15 protein-coding genes and 1 pseudogene are annotated in these 16,810 nt (G+C 67.0%); 4 read left to right on the top strand and 12 right to left on the bottom strand.

What is annotated here, in order from left to right:
- Positions 1–6: 6 nt before the first annotated feature.
- Together ACI2JH_RS07055 and glnA are read right to left on the bottom strand one after the other, a co-directional pair.
- On the bottom strand, positions 7–345 hold the full coding sequence (locus ACI2JH_RS07055) for a P-II family nitrogen regulator (RefSeq protein ID WP_042614733.1): 339 nt from the start codon (positions 343–345) through the stop codon (positions 7–9).
- 311 nt (positions 346–656) lie between these two features.
- Complete coding sequence (glnA, locus tag ACI2JH_RS07050; protein ID WP_042614703.1) at positions 657–2,066, bottom strand: type I glutamate--ammonia ligase; 1,410 nt, start codon at positions 2,064–2,066, stop codon at positions 657–659.
- A 224-nt stretch (positions 2,067–2,290) separates the two neighbouring features.
- On the opposite strand from glnA, the gene ACI2JH_RS07045 reads away from it, so the two are divergent.
- The gene (locus ACI2JH_RS07045; RefSeq protein WP_101101612.1) at positions 2,291–3,085 is read left to right on the top strand and encodes an undecaprenyl-diphosphate phosphatase; all 795 of its coding nucleotides are present in this window, start codon (positions 2,291–2,293) and stop codon (positions 3,083–3,085) included.
- Positions 3,086–3,159: 74 nt separating this feature from the next.
- Positions 3,160–3,978, top strand: a complete 819-nt coding sequence (locus ACI2JH_RS07040) for a DUF4377 domain-containing protein (protein WP_404735793.1) — start codon at positions 3,160–3,162, stop codon at positions 3,976–3,978.
- 461 nt (positions 3,979–4,439) lie between these two features.
- On the opposite strand, the gene ACI2JH_RS07035 is transcribed toward ACI2JH_RS07040, so the two are convergent.
- From ACI2JH_RS07035 to ACI2JH_RS06995, 9 genes are all read right to left on the bottom strand, one after another.
- Positions 4,440–5,048, bottom strand: a complete 609-nt coding sequence (locus ACI2JH_RS07035) for a YbhB/YbcL family Raf kinase inhibitor-like protein (RefSeq protein ID WP_404735792.1) — start codon at positions 5,046–5,048, stop codon at positions 4,440–4,442.
- 5 nt (positions 5,049–5,053) lie between these two features.
- Entirely contained in the window at positions 5,054–7,123 is a 2,070-nt protein-coding gene (locus ACI2JH_RS07030; RefSeq protein WP_101101617.1) for a tetratricopeptide repeat protein, read from the bottom strand.
- 68 nt (positions 7,124–7,191) lie between these two features.
- Entirely contained in the window at positions 7,192–8,214 is a 1,023-nt protein-coding gene (locus tag ACI2JH_RS07025; RefSeq protein ID WP_404735791.1) for a YheT family hydrolase, read from the bottom strand.
- Positions 8,215–8,242: 28 nt separating this feature from the next.
- A complete protein-coding gene (locus ACI2JH_RS07020) occupies positions 8,243–9,106 on the bottom strand; it encodes a lysophospholipid acyltransferase family protein (protein WP_404735790.1) in 864 nt (287 codons plus the stop codon).
- Between the two features lie 58 nt (positions 9,107–9,164).
- Positions 9,165–9,599: a hotdog fold thioesterase gene (locus ACI2JH_RS07015; RefSeq protein WP_101101619.1), complete on the bottom strand. Its 435-nt coding sequence runs from the start codon at positions 9,597–9,599 to the stop codon at positions 9,165–9,167.
- Positions 9,600–9,612: 13 nt separating this feature from the next.
- Entirely contained in the window at positions 9,613–11,658 is a 2,046-nt protein-coding gene (locus tag ACI2JH_RS07010) for a phospholipase D family protein (protein ID WP_404735897.1), read from the bottom strand.
- A 5-nt stretch (positions 11,659–11,663) separates the two neighbouring features.
- Entirely contained in the window at positions 11,664–12,284 is a 621-nt protein-coding gene (locus tag ACI2JH_RS07005) for a YceI family protein (protein ID WP_404735789.1), read from the bottom strand.
- 4 nt (positions 12,285–12,288) lie between these two features.
- Complete coding sequence (locus tag ACI2JH_RS07000) at positions 12,289–12,765, bottom strand: histidine phosphatase family protein (RefSeq protein ID WP_042612209.1); 477 nt, start codon at positions 12,763–12,765, stop codon at positions 12,289–12,291.
- Between the two features lie 34 nt (positions 12,766–12,799).
- Positions 12,800–13,432 carry a ParA family protein gene (locus ACI2JH_RS06995; protein WP_042612208.1) on the bottom strand — a complete coding sequence of 211 codons (633 nt, stop codon included), beginning with the start codon at positions 13,430–13,432 and terminating at the stop codon, positions 12,800–12,802.
- A 126-nt stretch (positions 13,433–13,558) separates the two neighbouring features.
- Here ACI2JH_RS06995 and ACI2JH_RS06990 point away from each other — a divergent pair, with 126 nt between their 5' ends.
- On the top strand, positions 13,559–15,043 hold the full coding sequence (locus ACI2JH_RS06990; protein WP_101101627.1) for an AAA family ATPase: 1,485 nt from the start codon (positions 13,559–13,561) through the stop codon (positions 15,041–15,043).
- A 48-nt stretch (positions 15,044–15,091) separates the two neighbouring features.
- Here ACI2JH_RS06990 and ACI2JH_RS06985 read toward each other — a convergent pair whose 3' ends face one another.
- Positions 15,092–15,727 (bottom strand): M48 family metallopeptidase, encoded by a 636-nt coding sequence (locus ACI2JH_RS06985; protein WP_101101629.1) that lies wholly within the window; start codon positions 15,725–15,727, stop codon positions 15,092–15,094.
- 163 nt (positions 15,728–15,890) lie between these two features.
- Here ACI2JH_RS06985 and ACI2JH_RS06980 point away from each other — a divergent pair.
- Positions 15,891–16,810, top strand: a pseudogene (locus tag ACI2JH_RS06980) (indolepyruvate ferredoxin oxidoreductase family protein); the annotation flags it as partial.

Here is a 16,810-nt window from a genome sequence, read left to right as displayed (position 1 = left end):
AGTGGGTTACAGCGCGTCCGCGCCGATTTCGCCGGTGCGGATGCGGATGACCTGTTCGACAGGCGTGACGAAGATCTTGCCGTCGCCGATCTTGCCGGTGCCCGCTGCGTTCTGGATCGCTTCGATCACCGCGTCGGTCCGCTCGTCGGTCACCACGGTTTCAATCTTGATCTTGGGCAGGAAATCGACGACGTACTCGGCGCCGCGGTACAGCTCGGTGTGGCCCTTCTGTCGACCGAAACCTTTCACTTCGGTCACGGTGATGCCGGACACGCCCGCATCGGAGAGGGCCTCGCGGACCTCGTCGAGCTTGAACGGCCGGATGATGGCGGAGATCAGTTTCATGCGCATATCCCGATGGTGGATGGGTCCACGGCGGATGCAGGCCGTGGCGTCTGCAACCACGGGCCACCCCGCAGGGTGGCCGTGGCTGTCGCGCCGAACGTGGTCTGGGCCCTGGCGGCTGTGTCTCTCTCCAAACACAGCCAGCGACGCGGGAGGGAGGTAGGCCCATGACGCGCGTCCGGTTTTGCTTGCCCCTGAACGGTGGAACGATTTCTACCGCGTTGCAGGCTCATCCGTCCCGGCTCCCCAGCCGGAAAAGATGCGGCGATGACGAAGGTGGGAGGGGTATCCTCCGCCACCGCCGCGCGTGCTCAGCTGGCGTAGTACAACTGGTATTCCAGCGGGTGGGTGGCCGCACGGAACTTGGTGACTTCCTGCATCTTCAGCGCGATGTAACCGTCGATGAAATCATCGTCCATCACGCCGCCGGCCTTGAGGAACTCGCGGTCCTTGTCGAGTGCTTCCAACGCCTGGTCCAGCGAGGAGCAGACCTGCGGGATCAGCTTCTCTTCTTCCGGCGGCAGGTCGTACAGGTCCTTGTCGCTCGGTGCGCCCGGGTCGATCTGGTTCCTGATGCCGTCCAGGCCGGCCATCATCAGCACGGTGAAGGTCAGGTAGCCGGACTGGATCGGATCGGGGAAGCGCATTTCAATGCGACGCGCCTTCGGGTTGGTCACGAACGGGATGCGGCACGAGGCCGAACGGTTGCGGGCCGAGTAGGCCAGCATCACCGGTGCTTCGAAGCCCGGGACCAGGCGCTTGTAGCTGTTGGTGCCGGCGTTGGCGAAGGCGTTGATCGCCTTGGCGTGCTTGAAGATGCCGCCGATGTACCACAGTGCCAGCTGGCTCAGGCCGCCGTAGCCATCACCGGAGAACAGGTTGGTGCCGCCCTTGGACAGCGACTGGTGCACGTGCATGCCGCTGCCGTTGTCACCGACGATCGGCTTGGGCATGAAGGTCGCGGTCTTGCCGTTGCGGTGGGCCACGTTCTTGATCACGTACTTCATGCGCAGCAGTTCGTCGGCCTTCTGCACCAGCGTGCTGAACTTGGTGCCGATCTCGCACTGGCCGGCGGTGGCCACTTCGTGGTGCTGCACTTCCACTTCGATGCCGACCTGTTCCAGCGTCTTGCACATTTCCGCGCGCAGGTCGTGCAGCGAATCGGTCGGCGGCACGGGGAAGTAACCGCCCTTCACGCCCGGACGGTAGCCGCTGTTGGCGCCGTCATACTTGGCACCGGTGTTCCAGGCGGCTTCTTCGGAATCGACCTTGAAGAAGGTGTTGCCCATGTCGTTGGCGAAGCGGACCGAATCGAAGATGAAGAACTCCGGCTCCGGGCCGAAGAAGGCCTGTTCGGCGATGCCGCTGGACTTCAGGAAAGCTTCGGCGCGCTTGGCGATGCCGCGCGGGCAACGGCCGTACGGCTGCATGGTGGCCGGGTCGAGGATGTCGCAGCTGATGACGATGGTCGGGTCGGCGTAGAACGGGTCCACGTACGCGCTGGACGGATCCGGCAGCAGCACCATGTCCGATTCGTTGATGCCTTTCCAGCCGGCGATGGAGCTGCCGTCAAACATCTTGCCCTCTTCGAACAGCGACGCTTCGATGATGCTGACCGGGAAGGTGACGTGCTGCTCGATGCCACGCATGTCCACGAAACGCAGATCGACGAACTCGATCTGGTTGTCCTTGACCAGCTTCTCAACGTTTTCAACGGACATCGGGTGGAACCTCGGTTGGAATTGAATGCCTGGGATTACCAGAGCAATCTCCGTGCCAACTTCTGGACCCTCACAAGCCGTTGATTTGCATGAGCGTGCGCCTGAATGGTGCACAACAAAACGCACCATGGTGGTGCGTTACCAGCGCCGCGCACTGCCTTGGTGCGTAGGCAGATGGTCTATCCTCGTCGGCACCTCTGCTGCCATCCGACGATTCCTCCTCCATGTCTGACCTGCTCTCCGCCCTGCTGCTGGGCATCCTAGAAGGTGTCACCGAGTTCCTGCCCATCTCCAGCACCGGGCACCTGCTGATTGCCCAGCATTGGCTGGGCGCGCGCTCGGACTTCTTCAACATCATCATCCAGGCCGGTGCGATCCTCGCCATCACCCTGGTCTTCCGCCAGCGTCTGTGGACGCTCGCCACCGGCCTGCACCAGCGTGAGAACCGCGACTACGTGATGAAGCTGGGCACGGCCTTCCTGGTGACTGCGGTGGTCGGCCTGCCAGTGCGCCTGGCCGGCTGGGAACTGCCGGAGACAGTGAGTCCGGTTGCATGGGCGCTGATCATCGGTGGCATCTGGATGCTGCTGGTGGAGGCCTATACGGCACGCCTGCCCGATCGTGACCAGGTGACCTGGACAGTGGCCATCGGCGTGGGCATCGCGCAGGTGGTGGCCGGTGTGTTCCCGGGTACGTCGCGCTCGGCATCGGCGATCTTCCTGGCCATGCTGCTGGGCCTGAGCCGCCGTGCCGCGGCCACCGAGTTCGTGTTCCTGGTCGGCATCCCGACCATGTTCGCCGCCAGCGCGTATGCCTTCCTGGAACTGGCCAAGGAAGGCAAGCTGGCCAGCGAGAACTGGACCGAGGTGAGCGTGGCGTTCCTTGCCGCGGTCGTCACCGGCTTCGTCGTAGTGAAGTGGCTGCTGGGCTACATCAAGTCTCACAAATTCACCGCCTTCGCGGTGTACCGCATCCTGCTCGGCGCGGGACTGCTGCTGTGGTTGCCTGCCGGCAACTGAAGGTGGTGGGATGCGCATGACCCCACCGGGCGCGCGCATCCGTTCTGAATCCGGCAATCCAAGGAGAATCCAACATGAAGCGCACCCTGATCCTGTCCCTGCCGCTGGCATTGCTGGCGGCCTGCAGCCAGAACCCGGCCCCGGCCGGCAATGCCGACGACCTCGCTCCGGCACCGGCCGCGGCCGCCGCGCAGAAGACCGTCGCGCATCTGGACGTGCAGCGCCTGCAGGGACAGCACTGGCGCCTGAAGGACGCCACCGATGCCGGTGGCAAGCGCATTGATGCGCTGTTCGCACGCGCCGACAAGCCGGTGACGCTGGACTTCAGCGATGGCCGCGTATCGGTGTCCAACACCTGCAATGGCATGAACGGCGGTTACACCCTGGCCGATGGCAACCTGGTGCTGTCTCAGCTGGCATCCACGCGGATGGCCTGCGGTCCGGACCTGATGGCACTGGACGAGGCCGTGGGCAGCCGCCTGCAGGGCCCGCTGAAGACCGAACTGGGCGACAACGGCGAGCTGACCCTGCGCACCGCCCAGGGCGAGGTGCTGGTGTTCGCGCCGGAGCCCACGGCCGAGACCCGCTTCGGTGGCCCGGGTGAGCGCGTGTTCCTGGAAGTGGCCGCACAGACCAAGCCGTGCCCGCATCCGCTGATCAAGGACAAGCAGTGCCTGCAGGTGCGCGAAGTGCAGTTCGACGATCAGGGACTGGAGCAGGGTCAGCCGGGCGCCTTCGAGAATTTCTACGACAGCATCGAGGGCTACACCCACGAGGCCGGCACCCGCAACGTACTGCGTGTGAACCGCTTCAAGGTGGCCAACCCGCCGGCGGATGCATCCTCGCAGGCGTACGTGCTGGACATGGTGGTGGAGTCGGCTGTCGAGAAGTGACGGCGAACGGGTGAGACCCCCCTCGCGGCGTGCTGCTGCCAGGAGCAGGCTGCGTGATTTGCGACGGGAGGGTGGGCTGTCCGGGACACGCCGCAAGTACGTCCCTGTAGGCTACTGTTCGGCTTCTGCCTCACAGTGTCCCGGACAGCCCACCCTCCCGTCGCTCTGACAGGTTCCGAGTGCCGCCCGCCGCGTAATAAGAAAATGGAAAAGCGGTAGCGCCGACCCATGGTCGGCGAGCGCAGCGGGCTGTTGGCGGGAAGATTCCGCCGACCATGGGTCGGCGCTACCGCAGGTTCCATGGCCGCCATGGACCTGTCGAAGGTGGGGCGGGGTGGCTGTGCAGGACCGTCTTTTCGCATGGATGCGAAAAGCGAGCCTCCATGGATGGATTCACGGCGTGTCCTGCACAGCCACCCCGCCCCGCCAACAAGCAGCTCTTCCACTTTTGACGTTGCTTGTTACAGCGAAGGATTCAACGTGTAAGTGCCGTGCAGTGAAGCTTCGGCCAGCACGTGGCCCTGCATCGCACGATGCACGTCGCCGGCGGTGAACGGCGTCGGCAGCTCCAGCGTCGCCACGTCCAGCGCGAACACGCGGAAGAAGTAGCGGTGCATGCGCTCGTCGTTGAACGGCGGATACGGGCCGTCATAGCCAAGATAGTCACCGGCCATGTCCGGATTGCCGGCAAACCATCCGGTGAAGTCGTTCAGTCCCTGGCGGCTGCCCGCCGGGCCGGCCGGCGCGGTCTTGCCCTTGGCCACGAAACCATCGCTGCAGCTGCCGGCAGCAAGCTCGCGCACGTCCGCGGCAATGTCGGCCATCACCCAGTGCACGAAATCACAGCGCGGCTGGTCGCGCGGAATGGTCATGTCCTGGCGGCCGACGGTGTCGGCAACCGTCGGCACATCCGGATCCACGCAGATCAGCGCGAAGGAACGGGTGCCCTCCGGCACCCCGCTCCACGCCAGCTGCGGATTGCGATCCGGGGCGAACCCATCGCCATCGCCGGCGGCGAACTCGCGCGTGATCGGTGCGCCGTTGATCAGGCTGGTGCTGGTCAGTTGCATGTGGCTCATTCCTCCGGGTAACCCAGGCGAACCGCGACCGGGGTCAGCAGCTCGATGGCAGCGCCCATGACCTCGCGGTAGTTGCGCCAGTGGCCGCTCGGCAGGCGCGGCGGACCGATGTTCGGTGCCGGTGGCAGCTGCACGCCCATCACCTCACTGAGCAGCAGCGCCATCGCCTGTGGATCGTTGCCCGCCGCGTCCACGCGCACCAGCACGTTTGGATACAGATCCTGCTCGCTCAGGACGGCAACCTGGGTCAGCGCACGGGACAGCCATTCGGCGGCTTCCTGCAGGCTGGTGATCGCCAGCTGCGCGCCGGAGCCATAGGCGATCCAGTCCAGCAGCATGTCGCGCGGATCGCGCAGCACCACCAGCAGACGCCCCTGCGGCAACGCAGGTCGCAGCGCCCACAGCAGGGCGTTGTCCCAGAACAGCAACCAGTCGATCACCGTGTCGTTGGCCAAGCCGCGCGAAGGCAGGCACGCACGCCAGCCGTCCACCAGCGCCTGCGGCGTCAGCTTGCCCGAAGCCAGGTCCTGCAGCGTGTTGTAGTTCTGGAAGGCATCGTCCGGGGGCGTGGCGCTGAAGCGGTCAACGCGCACCAGCGGACTGGCCGCGCTGAGCGCGCTCATCACTTTTTCCACGTTCGAACCGGGTGCGCCCCACAGGAACATCGGGCGCGATGCCAGCTCCGGATCGACCTCGCCCAGGGCCGGCCAGCTGGCCGGTGGCTTGGCCTGCGGCGGCAGCGGCAGGCGGTTGGCCACGTTGTCGGCATGCAGGTCCAGCCAGGTACGCAGGGCCTCGCGCGGCTGGCCGCCACGGTCGTGCACTTCGCCCAGCCAGGTGCGCAGGTCTTCCTTGGCGCGCCCTTCGGCCGCGTCCACCATCTGCTGCACACGGGCTGCCGCGGCGGCAGGATCGCGCCGCACCAGCCCGTCCACCAGTCGCGTGGCACCGCTGACACGGCCTGGTTCCAGCGCCAGGATGCGCTCTGCCATGGCTTCGGCTGCGTCCTGTTCGCCGTTCATGTCATGCAGGCGCATGCGGGTTTCCAGCGCCGGCAGGTGCGCCGGCATCGCCGCCAGCCAACGTTCGCCCACGGCCACGGCGCCTTCGCTGCCCACGCCTTCCACCGACAGGCGGGCCAGCCACAGATTGTGCAACTGGTCGTGGTCGGCCAACACCGCATCCAGTTCGGTACGCGCTTCTTCGTCGCGGCCCAGGCGCTGCCAGGCCATCAACAGCAGCTGCAGCAACTGCGGATCGCCCGCGTTGCTGGCCAGCAGCGGGCGAAGGTGGTCGCGCGCCTGCAGGGGCTGGCCGGACTGCAGGGCCATCTGCGCGGCGAAGCGGCGCATCGCCACGCTGTCCTGCCCGGGCTGCTGCAGGGCCTGCTCGATGATCTCGGCCGCTGCGGCAGGATTGTCCTGGCGCAGTGCCAGTTGCACCAGCAGCCCATGCAGCGCGGTCATCTTCGGGTTCAGGACCAGCACGCGGCGGAATGCCTGTTCGGCGAAGGCCAACATGTCCTTGCGCAGGTAGGCCGTACCCAGTGCATAGACGATGCGCGGATCATCCGGCAGCGCCCGCACGGCGCTGGACAACTGGGCCAACGCCTCATCCAGCGCGCCACGACGCAGCGCCAGCATGCCCGACAGCGCCACCACTTCGGGATTCCCGGCATCCACGCGCGAGGCCAGCTTGAGCTGCTTTTCCGCCTCGTCCACGTCGTTGCGCGCCAATGCCAGGTGCGCCTGCATCAGGTAGGCCGACAGTTCGTTGGGATTGAAACCGGTGGTGCGTCCAAGCGCCGCTTCGGCGTCTTCGAACTGGTGCAGTGCCAGCAGCAGGCCAGCGTGCTGCAGGTGCAGGTCGGCATCGTCCGGGGCGAGTTCCAGCGCGCGCTGCAGGCTGTCAACCGCAGCCGCCAACTGGCCCTGCTGCTGCAGCGCCAGCGCGTGCCAGCGGTAGGCCTGGGGCTGCTGCGGCTCGGCGGCGATCCAGCGGGTGGCCAGCTGCACGGCCTGATCGGCGTCGCGAAGACGCAGGGCTTGGAGTATCTGATCTTGCATGACGGGTCCGGCTGGAGTGCAAACCCGCATTGTAACGACCCTGATCGATCGTGCAGGCGCGGCCGCGCTCAACCGTCCCGCGCGGCCTGTCCCAGATGCTGGGCCACCCAGCGTTCGGAGAATCCATCGCCGCGCCAGTTCTCCAGGAAGCCGCAATGACCGCCCCATTCGGCGGTCTGCAGGCGCGCCGACCGCGGCAGCTGCCAGTCGTTGAAGGTGGTGTACGGGATCACCGGGTCATCCTTGGCCATCAGGATGTCCGCTGGCACCTGCAGCTCCGCCAGCCGCTCGCCGGCGATGGAATAGCCATCGAAATAAGCCTGCAGCGAGCCGTAATCGGTATGGTGCTCGACCAGCCAGGCAGTCAGCGCCCGGATGTCCAGCCGCAGTACGCGTTCATCCCAGTCGCTCAGCTCCGGATAGACCGCCTGCTTGCGCCGCAACGATCCGGCCCACTTGCGGCGGAAATACCAGTCATACATGGCCGGGCCGTTTTCGATGCTGTCCATGGTCAGGCCCGGGTCCAGCACCGGGCACACCGAGGCCACCCGCTGCAGCGGCACGCCGGCCGCCGGCGCGCGCAGGGCCAGCCGCAGCACAAAGTTGCCGCCCAGCGAGTAACCGGCCGCCACCAGCGGCAGCTGCGGCCAGCGGCGGGCGATGTCAGCGGCCGCATGCACCACTTCATCGATGCGGTTGGAGTGGAAGATGCCGGGATTGAGGTGGTGGGTATTGCCGTGGTCACGGAAGTTCAGCCGGACCACGTCGAAGCCTTCAGCCAGCATGCGGGCCGCGGTCATGCGCATGTAGCTGGATTCGGCGCTGCCCTCCCACCCGTGCAGCAGCAGGGCGATGCCGCGCGGCGCGCGTGCCTGGATGGCACTGTGCCAGGCCTGCAGGCGCACGCCCTGCCCGCCATCGACGATCAGCTCCCGATGTGCCGCACCGGTAGCGGCCAGCAGCTCCTGCCCGCGCCGCAGGCGCAGCCGGCTTGAACTGAGCATCGACTGCAGGTGTGCGTTGCGCAGCCAGCGCGGCGGCTGGTAATCGGCCGCCGTCAGCAGTCCGGGCGGACCGGAATCAAAGGACATCGCGGGCGCGGGGACGGACACCGTCGGCTCAGCTGCCGGCCATTGCCGCAATGATGCGGGTACGCGAGGTTTCGGCGATGCGCCGGCGACCTTCCAGGTCCTGCCCGCCGATCGGCTCCAGGAAATGCACTTCGGCACGGCGGGCCGGCTCGCCCAGCAGGCGCAGGAAGTTGGCGAAGAAACTCTCGCGCGGGCCGAACGCCACCACGGTCTGTGCGTCGCCGCCTGCACCGTAGCGCAGCGCCACCGGCTGCACCGGTACGCCGGTTTCCACCGCCGCCTGGAAGATGCGCGCGTGGAACGGCCCCACTTCATGACCACCACGGGTGCGGCCCTCCGGGAACACACCCACGCCCTTGCCTTCGCGCAGGCGCACGACCATCTGCTGCATCACCCCATCCAGCGATTCGGTGCTGCCCCGCTGGTGGAAGATGGTCTGTCCGCGACCGGCCAGCCAGCCGACCACCGGCCAGCCGGCAATTTCGCGCTTGGCGACGAAACCCATCATGCGCTGGCTGTGCAGCACGCAGATGTCGACCCAGCTGACATGGTTGGCCACGAACAGCACCGCGCCGTGCAGCGGGTTGCCGATGCGCACCAGGCGGAAGCCGAAGATCCACATCAGGCCGGCCGACCACCAGTTGACCACTTTGTAGCCAAGCGGTTCATCGCCCACGCGCAGTTCGCCCCACGGCGGCAGCATGCCGATGAGGATCAGCGGCAGGAACACGAGCAGGTGGATGAGCAGCAGCGGTACGCGGTACAGGTAACGGCACACACGCGCCACGCCGCCACGGGTGGCCGGAGTGGGGGAATTCATGCGGGAACGATACCCGAGCACCGCAGCGCCTGCCAGCGCGGGGTGGCCAAGGCGGCTGCGCGGATGGGCCATCCGGCGGCAACGCTGTGTTCTGCAGCATCCTGGCGGTGCCGCGGTTGCAGTTCGCCGCTCAACCGTGGCCGGCCGCCACCACCGCCAGGGTCAACCGCGAAGTGCAGACCAGCCGCGCCTGTTCGTCTTCGATGCGGATGTCCCAGATCTGCGTGCTGCGGCCGACATGCACCGCGCGCGCGGTACCGGTGACCACGCCCTCGCGCTTGGCGCGCACGTGGTTGGCATTGATCTCCAGCCCGACGCAGACCTGCTGGCTGTTGTCCACGCAGAGGTTGCCGGCACTGCTGCCCAGGGTCTCGGCCAACACCACCGATGCCCCGCCATGCAGGATGCCGTAGGGCTGGTGGGTGCGTGCATCCACCGGCATGGTCGCCTGCAGCCAGTCATCGCCGACCGCGCTGAAGACGATCCCCAGCTGGGATATCACCGTGTTGGCGCTCAGCGCGTTGAGGGCATCAAGGGAAACCGCGTGGCGGAATACGGAAGGCACGGCACGACTCCAGTCAGAGGATCGGTACCAGGCCGGCGCCGAAGGCGGTCAGCATGCGCACCAGCAACAATTTCGGGCCGACATTGACTTCGGGGAAGTCACCCACGGCGGTGTAACAGGCATGGAAGTCCGGATGCTGCCGCGGCAGCGGCTCGGGGCAGGCCGGGCCCGGCTGGAACTCGTAGTCGGTGGCGTAGCGCCACGGCCAGAAATCCAGGATCGGCAGCGCCTCGGAGGCCTTGCCCATGCTGTAGTTCAGCCCGGACAGCACCGGCGGCTTGCTGCGCGGTGCCACCGTCCAGGAATTCTGCGGATCGATGTCGCGCAGGATGCTGTCGGCCAGGCGCTGGGCGAACACCGGGTCGTCGATGATCACCGCGCCTTCGGTGTTGTAGTTTTCGCTGCGCGGATCGAAGTTGTGCGTACCGATCACGCCGATGCGGCGATCCACCACCAGCGACTTGGCGTGCAGCCCCATGCGTGCGCCCTGGCGGGTCACCGGCAGCGGGCGATTGACCGCCTTGCTGCCCAGGAACGAGGGACGGGTCTCGGTGCGCAGCAGGTCGCGCTCCACTTCACTGCCGGCCGCGCGGCGACGTTCGCGTGCGTTCTGGTAGGCACTGCCGGTGCGTGGATTGCTGCGCGGCGCGGCCGTGTCGCGTGCGCTGCCGTCGTTGCGGCCGCCGCTGCCGGGAGGCCGGGCATTGCTGCCGGCCGCACTGCCGCCCAGCAGCCCGCCGCGACCGCCTTCCGGGGAGTCGCCGGCGATCGGGTCCGGCAGCAGGTTGCGGTAATCCACCGGTGCATCCAGCGGGAACGGCTTGAACTCGAAGATATTGAAGCCCAGCTCGCGCATGTTGCGCCGCTTGTACTTGTAGGACAGCGCGTAGACGATCGGGTTGTCGGTGGCCGCCAGGCTGTTGGTGGACACCAGCACGCGCGGCGGATCGGCCTGCCTGCGCAGGTCGGCGAACAGCTTGCGCGCCGGCTTGGACAACACCAGGTACGGCGTCTGCAGCAGCACTTCGGATTGCGCCTCGGCGATCAGCCGGTCCAGCTGCGGTTCGGTGACATGCTGCCCGTTGCGTGGCTGCTCGACGGTTTCGCGGCGATGCTTGCGCGGCAGGTCGGCGACGTAACGCACCGATGCCACCGGCAGCGCGGTGTCGACGAAGCTACGGGTGATCCACGCATCATCGATGGCTTCGGCCAGCACCCGCTCGACCCGCTCGGGCCGTCGATACACGGCCGGCGGCAGCGAAGGCGGGCCACTGTCGAGCAGGATCCGCCCGACATCGTTCAGGCGTTCGGCCGGCACGCTGCGCGGGGCCCTCCAGAACGCTTCGAAGTTGGCCGCCATCACCCGCGCTTCGGGACCGGCCACCAGCACGTCGCGGTCGCGGAAGTTGTATTCCGAATCCCAGTCGTAGTAATCGTCCTGGTAGTTGCGCCCGCCCACCACGCCGATCGCATCATCGACCACCAGCAGCTTGTTGTGCATGCGCTGGTTGAAGCGGCGGAAGCAGCACAGCACGCTGCCTGCGTAGTCGAAGTAGTTCAGCTGCGCCTTGCCGAAGGTCGGGTTGTAGACGCGCAGTTCGAAATTCTGGTGGGCCGATGACAGCGCGCCGAGGATCTGCAGGTCGGAGATCGCCGACAACTGGTCGATCAGCAGGCGCACCTTCACGCCACGCCGGCTGGCCGCCAGCAGTTCGTCGATCACCAGCCTGGCGCTGTCATCCTTGTCGAAGATGTAGGTCTGCAGGTCGATGCTGCGGGTGGCGCTGCGCAGCAGGTTCAGCCGCGCCACCAGCGCTTCTTCGCCCTCGTCCAGGATGGTGGCGTAATGCCGGGGCTGGTCGGGGGTCGATGCGGTGAAGGCACGCCCGGCCAGCGCACGCAGCGGTGAATCCTGTGCGCAGCGATCAGCGCGGTCGCAGTCCACGACGGTGGAGCGGGCCTGCACGGCGATCCCCGCGGCACGCTCACGCTCACTGTTGGACAGCGACGCGCAGCCGCCGAGCAGCAGCAGGCCTGCCAGCATCACCCAGCGGCACATCAGGTTCACGGTTTCGGCGCCTCGCTCAGGCGCGCTCGCAGTACGAAGGTCACTCGATCACTCAGGGCAAGCTGCCAGTTGTCCATGCCGTAGCGGCCCCGCAGGACGGTCCCGCGGCTGACGACATCGCAATCATAGCCGGGTCTGGCGCATTCCGCCTTTTCCACCCGCAGCGTTTCCGGATGGCTGACCCCGCGCAGCATCAGGCGACCTTCGATGTCCCCCCCGTGGTCCACCCGGGCGGGGTCGTAGGGAAGCGAATCGAATTCCACCACCGGGTGGCGGGCGGCATCGAAGAACTCTTCCCCGCGCATCCAGCCGGTGTAGCGCGGCTTGCCAGGGATCTCGACCGAGCGGGTGTACATCTTCAGGTGGACCTGGTGGCGCCCATCGGACAGCACCTCGATGCGGCCTTCGAAATGCGGAAAGCTGCCTTCGATGCGCTGCCCCAGCCGGCTGCGCACTTCGAACCCCAGCCGCGAGCGCTGTGTATCCAGCACCAGCGGCGCACGGTGCACGACCTGCACTGGCGGCAACACCGGCAATGCCGCAGGCGCCGGCTGTGCGGCCAGCGCTCCCGGAACCACGGCCAATCCGAGCAGCAGCCCCCTCTGCCACGCGTTCATCGGGTCACGGCCACCAGAATGCGTTGAGGCTGGCGACGCCCGGCTCGATGCTGGCTTCCTTGGGGAACTGCAGCACCGCGATGCCTGCCGGCGGCATGCCACGGTAGTCGCTGGTCTCGCCCGTGTTCAACAGGGCGACCAGGCGCTCCAGGCCGGGATTATGACCGACGATCATCAGTCGTTCGACGTCGTTGCGGTCGTCGACCAGCCCGATCAGGGTGCCGGGCGTGGCGTCGTACACCTTGTCTTCCAGCTTGTGTTCGAAGAAGCCGGTGACGCCGACCACCGCCTCCAGGGTTTCGCGGGTACGGCGTGCCGGTGAACAGAGCACGCAATCAGGCTGCAGGTTGTTGTCCTTGAGCCACTTGCCGGCCGCTTCGGCCTCGGCAAGTCCGACCGCCGAAAGGGGTCGGTCAAGATCGGCCTGGCCGGTGCTGGCCGGTTCGGCGTGGGCATGGCGAAGCAGGATCAGTTCACGCATCGGAGTCTTCCATTGGATGAGGGGTACAAGCGGCTCATGCCTTGTCCAGCCATTTCAGCAGAGGTTCCCAGTCGGCCTGGTGTTCGCGGACCTGGGCGGATCGGTAATCGAACAAGCTGCGTCCCAGCCCGGTCATCACCACGTAACTCTGGCTGTCACGCAGCTGCGCCACCACCGGATAGGGCCAGTCGGACAGCATCTGGATGGCCTGCTGGGAGGTCTGTGTCCACGGCTTGGTACGGTTGAGCACCAGCCCGACCGGCAGCTTGCGGTTGTGCACCCGGGCCACCTTGGACAGGCTGTTGAGGAAGCCCACGATGGCTTCGATGTCCAGCGCCGAAGGCAGCACCGGCACCACCACGGCATCGGCGGCGTCGAGGAAATGCAGGATATCGTCGGCCAGCGCACCGGCCGGGGCGTCGATGATCACCGTGTCGGTGCCATCGGGGAGCTTCTGCGCCCATTGCTTCTTCTTGTGCACGTCGATCGGCAGCACCGCGCTTTCCAGCTCGGACCTGCGCTGTGCCCAGCGGGTACTGGAGCCCTGCGGGTCGGCGTCGGCAATCACCGTACGCCGGCCCTGCAGTGCCGCATGTGCGGCCAGGTGGGTGGCGAGGGTGGTCTTGCCCACCCCACCCTTGGAACCGGCCACCAGGATGGTCTTCATGCAGGCCTCGCTTCCGGGAGAACGTTGCCCGAGCGTACACCGGTGCAGGTGAGGGTGATAGTCGCGCGGCTGAACCACCCGGGCGATGGCTTTGTTATCGTGGCGCCCCCGAAGGATCGAACCGTCATGAGCGAACTGCAGGACCTCAGCGCGCTGATACGCGCCAATACGCCCCTGATCGTGATCGAGACCCAGGATGAGGGTCGGATCATCGAACTGTTCCGGCAGACCCTGCTGCAGGTATGGCGGGCACTGCATCGCTGGTCGATCACCGAAGGCCTGCGCCGCATCGACCTGGAACGTGAAGACGATGCGGTCGGCCCGCCCGATGCCAGCGCGGCACTGCAGATGATCCAGCAGGCCGACCAGCGCGGCATCTACCTGCTGCTCGATTTCCATCCCTACCTGGGTTACGCCAGCCACCAGCGCGCGCTGCGCGACCTCATCCAGCGCCGCCACAGCCAGCCGCACGTGCTGGTGCTGATCGGCGCGAAAGTGACCCTGCCGCCCGAACTGGAAGCGCTGGCGACGCGGTTCAACCCGCGCCTGCCCGACGCCAACGCATTGCTGAAGATGCTGCGCGAGGAAGCGGCCGGTTACGCGCGCGAGCACGGCGGCCGCCGCGTCGAGGTCGACAGCGAGGCGGTGAAGAAGATCCTGCGCAACCTGCAGGGCCTGAGCCTGGTCGATGCGCGGCGGATCGCCCGCCAGCTGATCTATGCCGATGGCGCGCTCGGTGACGACGACCTGCCGCAGCTGGCGCGGCTGAAGTTCGAACTGCTCAACCGCAGCGGCCACCTGATGTACGAGTACGACACCGCGCGCTTTGCCGACGTGGCCGGCGCCAACCGGCTCAAGCGCTGGGTTAACCAGCGCCGGATCGCATTCCTGGCCGGCGCCGCACCGGCCGGCCTGGATCCGCCGCGCGGCATGCTGCTGCTGGGCGTGCAGGGCTGCGGCAAATCGATGCTGGCCAAGGCGACCGCCGCTGGGTTCGGCGTTCCCTTGCTGCGCATGGATGTCGGCGCGCTGTACAACAAGTACCACGGCGAAACCGAGTCCAACCTGCGCCAGGCATTGGCATCGGCCGAACAGCTGGCGCCGTGCGTGCTGTGGATCGATGAGATCGAAAAGGGCCTGGCGACCGGCGGCGAAGACGGCGGCGTATCACGCCGCGTGCTGGGCACGCTGCTGACCTGGATGGCCGAGCGCAAGGCAGCGGTATTCATCGTGGCCACCGCCAACCAGGTGCACGAACTGCCCGCCGAACTGCTGCGCAAGGGCCGCTTCGACGAGATCTTCTTCGTCGACCTGCCCGGCCCGGATGTACGCGTGGAACTGCTGCGCCTGCACCTGGCACGTCGTCAGTTGAATGCCGATGATTTCGCACTGCCGGCGCTGGCGGCCGCGGCGGATGGTTTTTCCGGCGCGGAGATCGAACAGGCCATCGTTGCCGGCCTGTACGCCGCCCATGCCGACCAGCGGGCGCTGGATACCGACGTGCTGATGGCGGAAATCCGCGGCAGCCGCCCGCTGTCGGTGCTGATGGCCGAACAGGTCCAGGCGCTGCGCGAGTGGGCCGCAGCACGCACGGTCAACGCCGACGATTGATGACCGGCGCCGGGCGCGCCATCCGGCGGCCTGGCGCGGCATGCTCGTTCACGGCCACTTCGGCGGCTGCGCGGCCCAGGCCTGCTGCACCTGTGCCAGTGTGGCGCGCTCGCTGTCGCGCCACGTCGGCAACAGGCTCGGGTAGTTCGTCGAGGTGCTCCACTGGCCCGGTTCGGTGCGGACGGCGGCGGCATACCACTTGACCGCTTCCTCCTTCTGCCCGAGCTGCCACAGGGCCAGTGCGTAGGTCGGCGGAATCCACGACGGATTGCCTCGCAATGCGTTGGCGGCGGCATGCCACTGCTCCAGCGCCGCCTCAGGCTGGCCTTGGCGGAACAGGTCCCAGCCATGGTTCCAGCGCACCATCCGGCCCGACGGCGAATTGGCCGCGGTGGCCTGCAGCGCTTCGGTGTAGAGCTGCTGGCCAAGTTCGGTGCGGCCCTGCGCGATGGCCACACCGGCCAGCTGCACGGTCGCCTCGAGCGACTTGCGCCCGCGTTCGCGCTGGCGCAGCAGCTGGCTGACCAGCTCATCGCCCTCGGCCTGTACCACCACCACCGGAACGGCAGCGGGATCAGGATCGAAATAGAACTCCTGCGGCGCAGGCAGGAGGGGGGCAGCCCATGCAGCGGCTGTCCCCGATACCAGCACCAGGCTGGCAAGGAACTGTCTAACAAGTGACATCGATTTTTCCCCAGGTTGCAACAACAACCTCCCACTTCCTGATCCTAACCGCAGTGCGGTACCAGAAGCGAGTACCGGCCGACGACCGGGCCACTGTTACAATCCGCGCCCTCCGGTCCTGCGCCAGCGCAGCCGGCGCCAGCCGATCCGAACCAGGCCAGCCATGACCAGTACCGCCCAGCTCACGTCTCCCGATTCTGCCGACCAGCTCGACCGCGACTACACGCTTGACCACAAGTACGCGCGCGAAACCGGGCGGATCTACCTGAGCGGTGTGCAGGCGCTGGTCCGGCTGCCGCTGATGCAGCGTCTGCGCGACGCCGCCGCCGGCATCGACAGTGCAGGCTTCATCAGCGGCTACCGTGGCAGCCCGCTGGGCGGCTTCGACCTGGAACTGTGGCGCGCGCGCCAGCATCTGGACGCGGCCAGGGTGAAGTTCACCCCCGGCCTGAACGAGGATCTCGGCGCGACCATGGTCTGGGGAACGCAGCAGACCAACCTGTTCCCGGGTGCCAACGTGCAGGGCGTGTTCGGCATGTGGTACGGCAAGGGGCCGGGCGTGGACCGCTGTGGCGACGTCTTCAAGCACGCCAACGCGGCCGGCACCTCACGCCTGGGCGGCGTGCTGGCGCTGGCGGCCGATGACCATGCCTGCCGCAGTTCCACCCTGCCGCACGGCAGCGAGGACGAGTTCGTCAGCGCGATGATGCCGGTGCTGAACCCGGCCGGTGTGCAGGACATCCTGGACATGGGCGTGCTGGGCTGGGCGATGAGCCGCTACACCGGGCGCTGGATCGGCTTCAAGACCATCGCCGAGACGGTGGAATCATCGGCATCGGTGGACGTGGACCCGCTGGCACGACGCATCGTGCTGCCCGAGGACTTCGAGATGCCGGCCGGCGGTCTCAACATCCGCTGGCCGGACCCGCCGCTGGACCAGGAAATGCGCCTGCACCGCTATGCGGTCAAGGCCGCGCAGGCGTTCGCGCGTGCCAACGGCATCGACCGCACCGTGCTGGATTCACCGCGCGCGCGGCTCGGCATCGTCACGTCAGGCTTTAGTTTCTTGTATGTGGTTTATTT

The sequence above is a fragment of the Stenotrophomonas sp. NPDC078853 genome (genome assembly GCF_044901215.1).
Taxonomy (GTDB): domain Bacteria; phylum Pseudomonadota; class Gammaproteobacteria; order Xanthomonadales; family Xanthomonadaceae; genus Stenotrophomonas; species Stenotrophomonas lacuserhaii.
Note: the sequence above shows the minus strand (reverse complement) of the source record. Positions and strands in the feature narration are given on the sequence as shown.